Origin of the sequence: Rosistilla carotiformis (genome assembly GCF_007753095.1) — a bacterium.
GTDB lineage: Bacteria > Planctomycetota > Planctomycetia > Pirellulales > Pirellulaceae > Rosistilla > Rosistilla carotiformis.
Genome location: NZ_CP036348.1, coordinates 4694287 through 4709112, shown reverse-complemented (window position 1 = coordinate 4709112; position 14826 = coordinate 4694287). Strand labels below are relative to the sequence as shown.

The following is a 14826-nucleotide window of genomic DNA, read 5'->3' as shown; positions in this document are numbered from 1 at the left end:
TGTCTCGTCTTCATACAGGCCAAAAGTCAAAAAACGCAACGAACTGCGATGCCAATCGCTGCGAAAACGCTTATATAAGAATTCGTTGTAGAACCCATTGTCGGAGTGAACATGTCAGGCGACGTTTTTGATATCGAACAGATCCGCAAGCTCGTCGAGCTGATGGAAGAACATAATCTTGCCGAAGTCGATTTGAAGCAGGACCAGAAAGAAATCAAACTTTGCCGTGGTGGTTTCGCTGCGGCTCCCGCACCGATGATGATGGCTCCCGCCGCGGCACCTGCAGCACCGGCCGCTGCCGCCGCAGCACCGGCCACCGATGGGGCAAACATTGCGATCATCAAGGCACCGATGGTCGGCACGTTTTATGCTCGAGCAAACCCCGAAGCCGCTCCGTTTGTGAAAGTGGGCGATTCGGTCAACGCCGACACGACCATCTGCATCGTCGAAGCGATGAAGGTTTTCAACGAAATCCCTGCCGAAATTTCGGGCAAAGTCGTCGCGGTCTTGGCCAAAGATGGCGAAGCTGTCGATTTCGGCAAACCACTGTTTAAAATCGACACCTCGGCGTAGCACGTCGTTGGGTCGAAGTTCTGCCGTCGCCGACACGCTCCGCGTCGGGCGCGTCAGCCCTCATTTGCTTTCACCTGCCGGCGACTTGTCGTGCGCAAAGGCCTTCCCTGGGCTGCGCGATCAATCGCCCTGACTTTGGAAAATTTGAATCGGATGTATAACCGGATCCTTATTGCAAACCGTGGTGAAATTGCACTGCGAATTATCCGTGCCTGCCGCGAGATGGGTATTGAATCGGTCGCTGTGTACAGCGAAGCGGATCGCGAATCGGCGCACGTTCGATTGGCCGACGCCGCCTATTGCATCGGGCCGGCACGCAGTTCGGAAAGCTACTTGCGGATCGATCAAGTGATCAGCGCGGCGGAAGTTAGCGGCGCCGAAGCGATTCACCCCGGCTACGGTTTCCTCGCCGAAAACGCCGACTTCAACGAAGTCTGCCGCAGCTGCAACATCGATTTCATCGGTCCGATGCCCGAATCGATGGAGATGCTGGGCGATAAGAACACCGCCCGCGCTCTGGCGCAGTCCGCTGGAGTCCCTGTTGTCCCGGGCAGCGACGGTTTGTTGACCGACACCGAAGAGGCCCTCGCGGTCGCCAAAACGATTGGTTACCCGGTGTTGATCAAAGCGACCGCGGGTGGCGGTGGCAAAGGGATGCGTGTCGCCGAGACACCCGACGTGCTGGAAACGGCGCTGCAACAGGCACGGCAAGAAGCCGAAGCCGCGTTTGGCAACGGGGGCGTTTATCTGGAAAAGTTTATCGAGCAGCCGCGTCATATCGAAGTGCAAATCATTGCCGATCAACAAGGCAACGTGGTGCATCTGCACGAACGCGATTGTTCGGTGCAACGCCGCCATCAAAAATTGATCGAAGAGGCGCCGTCACCCCTGTTGCCTGAAAAACGTCGCAAGGAGATTTGCGACGCGGCGGTTCGGTTGATCCAAAACGCCAACTACTACAACGCGGGAACCGTCGAATTTATCGTCGATAAAAACGACGACTTCTACTTCATCGAAGTCAATGCTCGCATTCAAGTCGAGCACCCGGTGACGGAGATGGTCACGGGAATCGATCTGATCAAGCAACAGATTTGTGTTGCTGCCGGACAACCGTTGCCCTTCACGCAGGCGGATATCGTCAGCCAAGGGGCCGCGATCGAATGTCGCATCAATGCCGAGAACCCCGATAAAAACTTCATGCCCAACCCGGGCAAGATCGAATCGTTTTTCGCCCCCGGAGGGCTCGGCGTTCGCTTCGATTCCCACGTCTACGCGGGCTACACCGTTCCGCCGTATTACGATTCGATGATCGGTAAATTGATCGTTCATCGCCCGACGCGGCAAGAAGCGATCGCGTGCATGTTGCGTGCGTTGTACGAATTGGAAGTGGGCGGAATCGCCACCACGGCTTCGTTGCACCGCAAGATTTTGGAGCACCCTGAATTCATCGAAGGTCGCCACGACACGACCTTTATCGGGAGGGAATTCAGTACCTGATCGTCCAGGTTGAGGTTTACGCCACAGCGCGGCCAAGTCTATACTCCGCCGCCGCTGGACCAAGATGGTCGCCAGCGTTTCCCTCAGTCAACCTTGGGACGACGAATGTACCGCTGGGTCCTTTGCTTTCGCTATCTGCGAACTCGTTATATCGCCTTGGCATCGATCATCAGCGTCACCCTTGGGGTGGCAACGCTGATCGTCGTCAACAGCGTGATGGCTGGCTTCTCTGCGGAGATGCACAAACGGATGAACGAATTGCTGTCCGATGTGGTGATCGATTGCCACAGCAGCGGCGGCATGCCCGATCAAGAAAAGCATCTCGAACGCATCCGCCAAGTCACCGGCGATAAATTGGTGGGGGCGACCTGCAGTGTTCACGTTCCGGCGATGCTGGGAATCGAACACAACGGCCAACTGATCACCAAGCAAATCAACTTGATCGGGGTCGACCCGAAGACCTATGGCGACGTCAGCGATTTTGGCCGCTGCCTGCTGCATCCCGACAACCGCGAAACCGCGTCGTTCGAACTCTACGACAACGGTTACGGCAGCGACCGAAAGGACTTTCCCGAATCGGGATGGGTCTATCGACGTGCTTGGGCGGCGTACCAAAAGGCTTACCAAAACGAGATTCGCGAAGCGGAAGCGGCGCGGAAAGCGGCCGGTAACGCAACCGGGGCATCGGCGGGTCCGAACATCGATTCCTTTGGATCCGATGGACTTTTTTCGCAAGTTGCCGAAGAGACCAGGAGCCGCGAATTTGATCCGCAGGACGAACAGCACTGCGGCATCATTCTGGGCATCACCACCTGCAGCACCCGTTACCGCGATCCCGATGGCGAAGTGGGCGATTACTTCTATTGCCGACCGGGCGACGACGTTCGCGTGATTTTCCCCAACGCTGGCGACGACACCAAGGCACTCAACCAACACTTCACCGTGGTCGATCTCTACGAGAGTGGGATGAGCGAATACGATTCGACGTTTGCTTTTGTGCCGTTGGACCGTCTGCAAGAGTTCCGTGGGATGGTCGATCCGTCGACCGGCGTTCGCAGCATCACGACGATCCAATTGAAGCTGGCCGAAGGAACCGATCTGGCCGAAGTTCGCGATGCACTGCGTCGTGAATTCCCGCCAGACATTTACGCTTACAACATCCAAACTTGGCGCGACATGCAAGGCCCACTGCTGGCCGCGGTTCGTTTGGAGACGACGATCCTGAACGTACTGCTGTTCCTGATCATCGCGGTTGCCGGATTTGGTATTTTGGCGACGTTCTTCATGATCGTTGTTGAAAAGACACGCGACATTGGAATCCTGAAAGCGTTGGGCGCGTCGAACGCCGGCGTGATGAGCATCTTCCTCAGCTATGGACTGCTGTTGGGAATCGCTGGATCGGGAGTCGGTCTTTTGGGCGGGCTTGCCTTTGTTCACTACATCAACGACATCGCCGGCCTGATCGAAAAGATCACGGGACAGGAAGTCTTTGATCCAACCGTCTACTACTTCAATTCCATCCCAACGATTATCTATCCCACCACGGTGGTTTGGGTGATGATTGGCGCGGTAGCGATCGCTGTGATGGCGAGTGTTCTTCCTGCATTGCGAGCGGCGCGAATGCATCCCGTAATGGCGCTTCGTTATGAGTAACCAAACCATGAACCGAGTGATCGAACCCGTGTTGTCGTCGTTGGATTCCTCCGAATCGTCGGCAATCAATGCGCCGGCCCAAGAACCGATTTTGGCGGTCCGCGGATTGGTGAAAAGCTACCACAAGAATCGGATCGAGGTGCCTGTTTTGCGGGGCGTCGATTTTGATATCCAGCCCGGCAGCATGACATCGCTGGTCGGTCGCAGCGGCAGCGGTAAGAGCACGCTGATGCACTTGATGGCGACGCTGGATCAACCCGACACCGGCGAGGTTTGCTTTGAGGGGGCACGCATCGACAACGCCCCCGCCCGACAACGCGACTATTATCGCAACCATCAAATTGGGATGATCTTCCAGTTCTACCATCTGTTGCCAGAACTGACGGCGCTCGAAAACGTGATGGTGCCGACGATGATCTCTCGGCGGTTGTTTTCCTTTTTGAGCATCAAGAAGACAGCCAAACAACGAGCCGAACAGTTGTTGGAAATGGTCGGCCTTTCGCACCGCACGCACCATCGTCCCAGCGAAATGAGCGGTGGGGAAATGCAACGCGCCGCGATCGCGCGGGCCTTGATGAACAATCCAACGTTGTTGTTGGCCGATGAACCGACGGGCAATTTGGACAGCAGTACCGGCCATGGAATCTTGGATCTGTTGCGCAAATTGAACGACGAAAACGACCTCACCATCGTGATGATCACGCACGATGATGCGATCGCTCGTCAGGCCGATCGTTTGGTGCGGTTGGAAAACGGATTGGTGGTCGATGAGGACGATGCCTTTTGCGTGATTCGTTGAACCCAAACTTCTGCCAGCGTCTGCGTCAATGCGCGACGCGATCGGATCCGCAGTCGATCTGGCAACGCGGCGTCTTATCGTTCATCGACTGCCAATAAAGCTTCAGAATGTCTCGCGCCTCCTACCCACTGTTAGCGTTCCTATGGCTCGGCTTGCTGTCGGGCTGCGCACAGTGGAAAGATTCCCACGAAGCGGGGTCCGGGCTGACAACGCCCCGTCCTTCGCCATCGTCGTCGGTGATCGATATCGGTTTCATTCCTCTGCCGATTCGCGACGAACAGGTCGATTGGCGGTTGTGGAACGACGTCGACGAACAGGTGCTGCCCGACAAGCTACGTCAACAACTGGCTGCCAACGGATTGCGCGTCGGTCGCATCTCAGGTCGTTTACCCGATCTGGTTGCCGAAGAACTTAATGCCGCTCCGGAACAAGAGTCGCTTCAGTTCCTTGAACAGGCCAATCTATTGTCGGAGGTTGCGCATGGTGGTCGCCGCGTGTATTGCCGCCCCTCGACACGGTATGAATTGCCTGTCCGATCGCAGATGCGAGGGGAGGTTTCCGTGCTGGTCAAACAAGGAGATTGCCTGACCGGTCGATGCTTGATCGATCCGCTGTTTCAATTTTCGTTGGAAACGCGGCGTGGAGACAACGGCGAAGTGATTCTGCGATTGGTACCGGAAATCAAATCGGGGAACATGAAGCAGGCCTGGATCAGTAACGAACAGGCGCTCCGACTAGAGTCGCGGCGCGACGTCCAAGCGTTGGATCATCTTGCGATCGAGATCCCGCTGGAATTGGGGCAAGCGGTCCTGATCTCCCCCACGGCGATTCCTTGCGGGATGGGGGAAAAGATGCTCATGGGACAGCGGGTCGACGAATTGCAGGAGGTCGTTGCGGTGGTCCTTCGGCTTTCCGAAACGCCATCGATCGCAACCGTCACGAACTAACAACGCCCCGGTTAAGAAAGGTGGTGCATCGTCCCGTGGCGACGCCTGGATTGCGCACACCAAGGGGGGCGTGGGCGGCCTTTCCAGACGCCCGTCCTTGAAAGCCTTCCTTGTCCTGCTGACAGCATTTTCGAAACATTTTTGTTGCGTCGGCATCTTTTTTGGTTAACCGCCGCCGTTTAGTGCGGATACGGGTTTAACCGACCAACATTCGTTTGGGGGTTCCCTAGCGGCTTGCTGGCAGGGTCTCATCTTTTTTTTAAAAAATTTGCTTTTCGCAACGACTTCCGATTTAATATTCGGTGGTTCCAGATAGCCCTCATTATGCGGGGGTTAATGGGTGGGCTGGCACCGATGAGGCTTTTCTAGGGACGGTCAGCGTCCGTTGGTTGCGTTTTTACGTAGTGATAGCGTGTCCAATCTTTTGAGTGCGGATGACCCGCGCGGGCGCCTTATCTATCGAGTCTATCGAAGGGCATCGGGTGGTTGTTGTGAATGACTATATGGACGACGCGAGGCATACGCCATCGACGGTTCCCATCCTGAGGATCGACACACCGACGGTTTATTTGGTTGATTCAGACGAGAACGCGGCCTTGGCGGTGAAGCGGTTGGCCGACGCGATGGGGTTGGCGTTGCGGTCCTTCCGCTCGGGTGAAGACTTCTTGAAATCTTACGAAGGGGCCCCGGGCTGTTTGATCACCGATATTCGGACGCCGTTAGGCGTGACGGGGATTGAATTGCAGTCACGGTTGTCGCGGGCGCCGGTCGCGCTACCGTTGATCATCACGGCTTCGGGAGAGGACGCGTCGCTGGCGGTTCGCGCAATGCAAAACCATTCGGTGACGCTAATCGAAAAACCGTATCGTGATCATGAATTGATCGAAGCGATCCAAACCGCGCTGCGGTGCGACAGGATGCATCGCCAACAGGACGCGAAGGCACGCGACGTCTGCAGTCGGCTGGCAACCCTCTCTTCCACCGAAATGGATGTGTTGGAGCAAATCATCGAAGGCGTGACCAACAAGGTGGTCGCGAAGCGATTGGACGTTAGCATTCGAACGATCGAAAACCGACGAAAGCGGATCTATGAAAAGATGAATACCGATTCGGTGGCGGTGTTGGTTCGGATGGTGGTCGAAGCGAGGATTCGAATGGGGCAAGAGATTCATCAGACGCGAGAGGATTCGCCGTCGACAGCATCGAACTGATCTCAACCGAATCGTGGGGGCCCCCTTATCCTATCGCAGACGTCCGCTGGCGATCGGTCTACAATTGCGGTTCCAACCGCCCCGCCGATCTCGCTTGCAGGATGAGACCCTCATGTTCCGATGCTTTGCCCGATACAGCCTGTGTCTGCTGACTGCAATTCCTGCATGCAGCGCCAACGACCCAGAGATTCAATCCGCACGCGACGGCAACAACACGCCTACGACGGTTTCATTGACCGAAGCGTTTTGGCCCTCGTGGATGGGCCCCCGGCATGATGGCATCTCGACAGAATCGAATTGGTCTGCCGATTGGCCCGACGATGGCTTGCAAATTGTCTGGACTGGTCAACTCGGAATCGGTTTCAGTTCGATCTCCATCGCTGACGGTCGGCTGTTTTCGATGGGGCACATCGACGGCGAAGAGTTTGTCTATTGTTTGGATGCCGCGACCGGCAAAACGATTTGGACGCATCGGTACGCTTGCGAATTGGTCGACAACCTCTATGAAGGTGGCCCCGGCAGCACGCCGACGATCGATGGTGATCGCGTCTATACGCTCGGCAAACAGGGCCAGTTGTTCTGTTTTCGCGCCGCCGATGGAGAGATCGTTTGGCAGAAGGATTTGCAAGTCGACCTCGAGATCCCGATGCCCGAATGGGGATTTAATAGCTCGGCACGCGTCGTCGACGATGCCGTTGTTTTCGAAGCCGGCCGCGTCGTCTCCTACCACAAACTGACCGGTGAGAAGAACTGGCAGAGCGAACCGCATCGCGCAGGTTATGGCTCGGTTGCCCGCTTCGCCGGTGAGCGTTCGGGCTTGTTGGCGACGCTCGACTGCGATGCGGTCCGGATCACCGCTGCGACCGACGGATCGGAGATCGCTTCGTTTCCGTGGAAGTCCCCGTTTGGTACCAATTCAACGACGCCAATCTTGGCTGGCGACAAGATCTTCATCTCGACCGGATACCAGGTCGGATGTGGGCTGTTCCAGCTGCAAGAGGATGGCCTCGATTTGATCTACGAAAACCGGTCGATGCGAAACCACTTCAACAACTGCATCCTCTACGACGGCTACCTCTACGGTATCGACGGCAATTCAAACCTAGGACGCGTGGTCCATTTGGTCTGCATGAATTTGGAAACCGGCGAAGTCGCTTGGCGCGAGCGTGGCTTTGGATGTGGATCGCTGATGATCGCCGATGGCAAGCTGGTCATCCTTGCCGACGACGGAAGGCTGGTTTTGGCAGAAGCCAACCCCAAGGAGTACCGCCAGCTGGCAAGCTCCCCCTTTCTCGAAGGGCGATGTTGGACGGTTCCGGTACTGGTTGGCGGCCACATCTATGGCCGCAACGCCGCAGGCAAGATCGTCTGTGCACGCCTGCCCGCCAAGCCTGCAGCGACCTCGGCTGGCTCTTAAGCCAGCAGACCTGGGATCACTTGCCCCGGCTGCCCGTCGGTGAGCGTTTGGTCGCGGTTGGCGCGATGGAACGTCAACTGTTCGTGATCCAGTCCAAGCAACCGCCCTGTGGATGGACATTCGTGGGCATTCAAACTTGCCCACGTTCTCGAAAATGCTGGTCAAGCACCATCATGGATGGTCCGAACCGCCTGGAAGATCGACCGTGCTTGTGTCCAGTGGATCATCGTCGTCCGGTGGATCCGGAATAGGAGTGATCGAAACGAAAAAATCATTCCGCCCATTCGTCAGGTGGCGGCGATAGCAAGTTTTTCCACCACCTGCTGGACGGGGATGCTGGGGCCTGCCTCCCCGCGAATTATGCCCGTCCCTAATTGCCTTTCCTTAGCATCTCTGCGTTTTTGCTGCTGGCACTGCGATGCGGGGCCAAGCATTTTATGGATGTCCCCTTGCTGCCTCCTTTGGTCACCTTTTCAATGGTCTTTGGCCTTGGCCATCAGGAAGTCCGTTCGCTCCACATCTCGTAAATATCTCTCCGGCGCTTAAAGGCTTCGCGGCCTCCTTCCATGATCGTCACGATAGCCTGTTGCTGGTTCGGGCAATCTATACTTCCCAGTGCGACTTGAATGTCCTCTTCACAGGTGCATGAAGCAATCTGTTCCGAGTCGCCCAGAACTGGAATGTTCGGATTGTGAGTTGCGAAGACGAACTGCGTCTCTGGTTTCAATCTCCGAATCAGCTTGATGACATCATCGTAAATCGTCTGGTTGTCCAAATCATCTTCGGGCTGATCGATAATCACGACATCGCTATCTCGTTGACTGAGGACAAAGAGAATTAGCGCTGAAGCTCGCTGGCCCAGAGAATGACTCTTTAGCTTTTTGCCGTGATACTTGATCGTGTAGCTATTTGGCACTTGCCAAGTCAGAAGTGATTGAAGATTCTCTTCGAACCACTGTTCAAAGGTGGCGGCTGAATTCCCAAGAGTTGTTCGTGCAGCTTCCATATCCCGATACACTGCCGCCCCGTCGACAAACTTGTCAGCAATGAGTTGCAGCTTATCTTTTCGTATTTTACTGCCCTTGAACGTGTCAACCAAATAGTTCAGAAATCCTGCTTTATCGCCCCGGTAGCCGATTTCGATTTGCAGGCCGGTCTCCTCCTTGTTGATCGCTTGAAGCCTTTGCTCGATGAGCTTGAACTCGTTGTGATACTCGTCAGTTAGGGTGACGAGGTGCTGCAACAAGACATTATCGATTGCGGACTTTTCATCTTTCTCTTTCTTGACTTGCTTCAGTTCGTCTTCGGTCTCGTCGATGATCTTCTTCAATTTAAGAATGTCGTCAGGCTCGACGGATGATGCCCCCTTGTCTTTCAACTCCTCCAAAAGCTTTCGAGATTCTTCGGCGAACTCTTCCTTCAACTCATCCTTCGACTTTTCAAACTCTGTTGCCAGACGATCCAGTTCACCCAAAGTCGCAGTGGCAGCTTCGATGTGTGACTTGACCGTTTCAAATCCCTCCTGAATCTGGCCAAACGTTTTCATGAAGTTTGCAAAAAACTCAGCGTTATGTTCGGATTCGTAGCTGGAATGTTCTGCAAACTCAGGTTCAAACTCTTCGACCATCTCGTTCAGAGATTGCAGGTAACGTTCAACGAGAGTCGTGACCTTCCCAATGAAATGTGAATCAGAATTGAAAGCGACCTGCTTTTTCAGCTTCTCTTCGACCCCGTGATCATTAAACACTTTGAGGCGGTGTTGGGCGTCTTGCTTTTTGGCAAGAACTTCTTGCTCTCGATCCGCCGCATTAGAAAGCTTCTTCAGCTTTCCCACGGTTTCTCTGACTTGCGATTGGCGTTCAACGATTGATCGCCGAACGCCCTCAAGTGCTTGGCCTACCAGCTTTTCAACCAAGTCCTTTTCAAAGCCAGGGTCTTTGCTGGACAAATCCTTCTGGCCGAAGTAGATCGGCTTGTGGAGTATTGTCTCTTGGATGCTGATTCCCGGTTGCACGTCGCCTTCGATATACACATCGGGCTTCTGTCCTAGTATTCGCCGAATTTCGTACTTCTTTCCATGGCGGTCGGTGACTCCCAAAGTAATCTTGCCACCGCTTCCGAGTGCGTGCCGAATTGCACCTTCCTTGTACCCGTCCTTGTCAGCGTTCTCAGGTAACTCAATCCCCAGAGCGTATCGAACACACTCAATGATCGATGACTTACCACTGCCTCGAATTCCGATGAGCGTGTTCAATTCGGGCGAAAGATCAATGTGAATCCCATCCAGCCGGCTGCCATGAAATTCAACCCAATCAAGTCGAGAGTGCTTTGAGACGGGCGGCTCTGTTGAAACACGATGTTTGTAGTCGAGCAGTGCAAATTTGACCGCATCAAAGGTGAATGCGCCGAGTTTCAGGTCGCACTGTTTACCTTTGCCGATTTCTTCGATGCTCTTGCAGTCACACCCTTCAACTTCGGCAGGATAGAAGTCGCCGAGATGCCCCTGAACTTTGGTGCGGTCATCCCGAGTACGAACTTTCTGAAACCCGAGGCATCGTTTACGGAACGGTGGGTGTTTCCCAAGCTCTCCCAGACGGCCTCCTGCCAACTCTTTCCAGAGGCCACTACCGGCTTCGACGTGTGCAAAAACAATGAAGTAATCCCTCTGGAACTTGTCCAGTTCTCGGATTGTGTCATTCAAGTCATGGTTGGAGCGACCATTCTCGTTCTCGAAGTTGGCGATACCAGCAAACGTTACATCGAGAAAGTTTTGAATGTAATTCTTAGTCTCTTGATTCGTGATCCAGTCTGGCGAAAACACAATAAGCGTGTGGATTCCGTTCGCACCATCCTTGACCGACAATTCGACGCCGGGGAGCAAGAGGATTTTCTGCTTCTTAGCTGCTTTCGCCAGCGCCTTGTATTCGTCCCGGTCGAATTTGTTGTGGTTGGTAATGACGCCGACACGAATTTCCGCAGTCTTCATGGCGTCAACATAGTTGGACACAAACTGCGACTCGTCGCCGTTGTACTTGAATTCCTTGTCCGCTTTCGTGTGCATGTGAAAGTTCGCACGCACCCATGTCGTACCTTGGTCAAATACGCCTTTTGAATCGCTCATCCACACGTCCTCCACGTCGAACATGAGGCGTCGAAAATCCTCTTCGAGGAGACGATAGTTCCATGTCTGCTCGCGACGTCGTAGCATAAGGCCGTAAAGTACCATCCGTATCGTGTCGCTCGCGCTCGCACCACGCCTGGATAGGCTGACATCGTCACTGTCGGTGTTATCGGGCTGTGCGCGAACGAAATCGACGCGGGCCCAAATGGGACGGGAGAGCTCATCATGGCCTTCTTCCTCTTTAGTTTGCGGGCTGCAGTAATCTTTGCTTTGCACTCGAGGCAATAGCGGGTGACTTTTGAGGGTTCGTTCATTGCTTCGTACTCCCGGCCTTTTTGTTTGAAGACGGTGAGTCGGTCGTGTAGTGGGTGGTGCCTTGTTGAAGTTCTTGAGCGACTTTGGTTCGGAGCGATTCGGGGGCGATGACATCGGCGGCGGTGCCGAAGCTGAGGATATCGCCTTTGATTTTCTTCGTGCTGGTGAGCGTGACGCTCGCGTCGAGACTGCCGCCCGGATCAGGTGGCTCCGTTTGCATTACGTTGATTTTTCGCTCGGCTGAGTTGCGTGCCCCGCTGCCTCGAAAGCGAATCCGGAGGGCGATTTTGGGGACAGCCAAACTTTCGGTTTGCTCACGCAATGCGGTGCTGGGAGCTGATATTTTGTGTGAGGGTGGATGGGGAATCTTTAGTGGAGGGGAGACGCTGCGACGCGGACTCAATGCGTGTTGAGTGTGCTATGTCCGCTCCAAAGCTATTGCTAGGAGCAATAGTCGGTGGTTCAGTTTGAAAGCGGCCGCAGTTCAGCTGAGTTTGAGGGACGGTGGAGGAGCTTTACGGAGGGGCTGGACCAACTAATGGGTTTTGGGGAGCTTGCATCCATGCTTGCCTGCGCCGAGCGGCTTCTTGGCAGAGACTCTGCGATGTACCAGCAGCTCGTTTGAACAGACGCCCGAATCGCTTGACCAAATCGCACCACGCGGGGGCGTCGAGTCCGATGCGAGTCAAAATGGGGGCGAGTTCGGCGGGGATCGAACCTCGTTTGTCGTCTCGCAACTGACGCCCGGTCCAATCTAACAGTGCAAGGTACTTGGACAAGGATATTGATAAGAATCCTTTGCAGCTCGACCGTCGATGGCTCGAATCGATGTCTGCGCCGATCGGATCGTCTCGCTCGTTGATCTCCACTGGACTCATCCATCCGCTGTTGTGCGGTATTCGGCTCCGCTCCCAATCATGAACGTGCTGGCGGTTTTGCTCCGAAGCGCAAGTGATATCGTCGATTCGCTCTTTGGCTCCGGTGTATTCACTCGATTCGAGCGTCTGGGCGATCGTAGCTCGAATTGGATTCAAATCGACATAGGCTGCGCAGGCCATCAAACTCGCCTCATCGAGAATTACTTGGGCTTTAAAACGACCTTCCCAAAAGTGTCCACTCACGTCATCTTCGGCGTTGCTGCGTCGGGCGATGTTCTCCGCCGTGCACCGCATCCACCAACTAATATCCGACAGCCGACGACGGCGCTGAGCAAGAACTTGTTCGTTGTTGACGATCGTCGCAATCTCTGCGCCGGACGGTTCGGCGAGCGTCCCGTCATCATTGCGGCTGTGGCGGATGGGAAATAAGCGAAGCCACCGCCGCGCGACCTCCTCGTCGGACCAGGCAGCGACGACATCGGGACGGCTGCGAAGCACCAAGTGCAGGTGATTGCTCATAATCGAAAACGTCAGGCAATCGATTGCAAAGCAGGAGGCCAGAAATTCGAGTCGTTCTCGGATCCAACCACGGCGGTGCTGAAACGATCGTCCGGTATAGGGATCCTCGCCACACAAGAAAGCGCGACGGACACATCGCTCGATACAGTGCACGATCTGCACCTGCTCCGGATCGATCACCTCACGCCGCGCTTGCCGAGCCATCGCAAAGCCCTCCCGATACAAGCCAAGTCAAATGTCGTTGCAATTGCTTCTTTATTAGCTTGCTAGGGAATTCTAGGTAAGTGCCTCTGCAAAGGCAATCATTTAGTGGATGTCCCCTTTCGGCCTTTTTAATGGATGTCCCCTTTCGGTGACCTTACGTCGAGTATGGAATCCTAGGGATATCGAAAGCAAGATCGAAGCAACTCAACATTTGAAGAACGAGGACCGCCGAGATGGCTTGCTGAATCGGGCATGTCGCGGAAACAGGTGGGACCACTGGCTTAGGAGTGGATGATTGGGAACTTCATTCTGAAGAGTGCGGCTGGAAGTAGATTTCTAATGCTCTGACTAGGCCAGGTGTCGCGCAACGGTTGCGCAATGAATCAGTTTCCCTTGTCGGCTCCATACTCCTCGCCATACGGTGTCGACAACATGTCCGTAATCCCCAGTTCATCGCGAAGCAAGAAGGCCACGGCAACCAGCAGACACAGGCAACCAAACGCGACCAAAGCGCTTATCGATTTCGGTGGATTTTCGGGCAATGCGACGGATTTACCTCGCCTATCGAGATGCTCCGAATAAAGGTCGCACAGTGCCAGCACAAACACAGGTCTAAGGAAAAGCATCACCACACCAATGGCGATTAAGAGTGGGCCTGCGATCCAAAAGTAAGCCTCAAACATATGACTTTCGATCGGCTCGTTTTTTGGAATCACATCGAAAAACGCGAACATCCATATTGTGCCTACGTAAGTCCCGATTCCAACAATCCAGCAAACGGCCGAATACCCTGCGCGGAGCTTGGCAACTTCCCAAAAGTTTTGCTTGACGAAGACGACCGAGTTCTTGCCGGACTGCAACAGATTGTTCCCCGTCACGATGCTCGGAAGTATCCCGGAGACACCAAGCTTCCATGCATAATACAGGCTTTCTTGCATTGCCCGTTGTGCCTGTGTTCTCCGATCATCCTTCGAAGGCAGGCGCCGAAGGATCTGACGAACGGTTATCCAGCCATCCAACCAGTGGAACATCCACAGGGACCAACTTTGCGGCAGCACCAATCGTATGCACGAGGCGACAGTTGATTCCCGTCCTTGCCGATGCAAGAAATGAGCAGCTCCCATGCAGCCCGTAAAAATGCCAACGGGAAACGCAGCAAGACCAACACAGACAAACGACCAGATCAAAAACACGACATCGGCAATGGAGCCTTCGTCCGATTCTTTGGCGCTCTGCCATACTTCCTCTGGAATCCAGGCAAATATTTGAATCCAAAGCAGATAGGCGGCACCGATCGAAGCCCATTGGAGCAAGCAAAAAAAGATGATTTCCTGTTCCTTCAACATCAACTTAAGTGCTGCACCGATGTGTGATCCAAAGGCCGCAATACCGCCGACCGGCTTCTCATCGATACGCGGATGGCTTTTGATTTGATTGGGAACAAACTCGATCTGATTGAAAAATCCCACATCAACTCCTCGAATACGTGACGTTCGTGGACACTCCCCCGGCTAGACGGAATAAGTCGATCCTTGAGGATGTGTCGACATCCAGATTGGAAGATCAACGTTCGGTCTGCTCAGTCTGGGGTGTCATCATGCTGGCTTGCCATGCTGTCAGCCACGCCATTCGGGTTGCGAAATTTTATCGCGCGCATTCTGCCTGGTCCACCTGCACGGATGCGTGCGAGTA

The 14826-nt window shown here is 54.6% G+C and carries 12 protein-coding genes; 7 read left to right on the top strand and 5 right to left on the bottom strand.

Annotated features, from left to right (window positions below; translation table 11 throughout):
• Positions 1-111: 111 nt before the first annotated feature.
• The 7 genes from accB (at position 112) to Poly24_RS16990 (ending at position 8097) form a co-directional block, all read left to right on the top strand.
• Complete coding sequence (gene accB, locus Poly24_RS17020; RefSeq protein ID WP_145097990.1) at positions 112-573, top strand: acetyl-CoA carboxylase biotin carboxyl carrier protein; 462 nt, start codon at positions 112-114, stop codon at positions 571-573.
• 153 nt (positions 574-726) lie between these two features.
• Positions 727-2070, top strand: a complete 1344-nt coding sequence (gene accC, locus Poly24_RS17015; protein ID WP_145097987.1) for an acetyl-CoA carboxylase biotin carboxylase subunit — start codon at positions 727-729, stop codon at positions 2068-2070.
• A gap of 105 nt (positions 2071-2175) precedes the next feature.
• Positions 2176-3723 carry an ABC transporter permease gene (locus Poly24_RS17010; RefSeq protein WP_145097984.1) on the top strand — a complete coding sequence of 516 codons (1548 nt, stop codon included), beginning with the start codon at positions 2176-2178 and terminating at the stop codon, positions 3721-3723.
• Complete coding sequence (locus Poly24_RS17005) at positions 3716-4522, top strand: ABC transporter ATP-binding protein (protein ID WP_231753192.1); 807 nt, start codon at positions 3716-3718, stop codon at positions 4520-4522. The genes Poly24_RS17010 and Poly24_RS17005 overlap by 8 nt, the downstream gene beginning before the upstream one ends.
• A gap of 107 nt (positions 4523-4629) precedes the next feature.
• Positions 4630-5469, top strand: a complete 840-nt coding sequence (locus Poly24_RS17000) for a hypothetical protein (RefSeq protein ID WP_145097980.1) — start codon at positions 4630-4632, stop codon at positions 5467-5469.
• A gap of 491 nt (positions 5470-5960) precedes the next feature.
• The gene (locus Poly24_RS16995; protein ID WP_197451979.1) at positions 5961-6680 is read left to right on the top strand and encodes a response regulator transcription factor; all 720 of its coding nucleotides are present in this window, start codon (positions 5961-5963) and stop codon (positions 6678-6680) included.
• Positions 6681-6792: 112 nt separating this feature from the next.
• Positions 6793-8097, top strand: coding sequence for a PQQ-like beta-propeller repeat protein (locus Poly24_RS16990; protein WP_197451978.1), 1305 nt, complete (start codon positions 6793-6795; stop codon positions 8095-8097).
• Here Poly24_RS16990 and Poly24_RS27125 read toward each other — a convergent pair.
• The 5 genes from Poly24_RS27125 to Poly24_RS16970 form a co-directional block, all read right to left on the bottom strand.
• Positions 8094-8231, bottom strand: coding sequence for a hypothetical protein (locus Poly24_RS27125; protein WP_197451977.1), 138 nt, complete (start codon positions 8229-8231; stop codon positions 8094-8096). The two genes, Poly24_RS16990 and Poly24_RS27125, sit on opposite strands and share 4 nt — an antisense overlap.
• A gap of 362 nt (positions 8232-8593) precedes the next feature.
• The gene (locus Poly24_RS16985) at positions 8594-11494 is read right to left on the bottom strand and encodes a TrlF family AAA-like ATPase (RefSeq protein WP_231753191.1); all 2901 of its coding nucleotides are present in this window, start codon (positions 11492-11494) and stop codon (positions 8594-8596) included.
• Between the two features lie 34 nt (positions 11495-11528).
• Positions 11529-11834 (bottom strand): WYL domain-containing protein, encoded by a 306-nt coding sequence (locus tag Poly24_RS16980; protein WP_231753190.1) that lies wholly within the window; start codon positions 11832-11834, stop codon positions 11529-11531.
• 214 nt (positions 11835-12048) lie between these two features.
• A complete protein-coding gene (locus tag Poly24_RS16975) occupies positions 12049-13134 on the bottom strand; it encodes a hypothetical protein (protein ID WP_231753189.1) in 1086 nt (361 codons plus the stop codon).
• Positions 13135-13517: 383 nt separating this feature from the next.
• Positions 13518-14603: a hypothetical protein gene (locus Poly24_RS16970; protein WP_145097974.1), complete on the bottom strand. Its 1086-nt coding sequence runs from the start codon at positions 14601-14603 to the stop codon at positions 13518-13520.
• Positions 14604-14826: the final 223 nt, after the last annotated feature.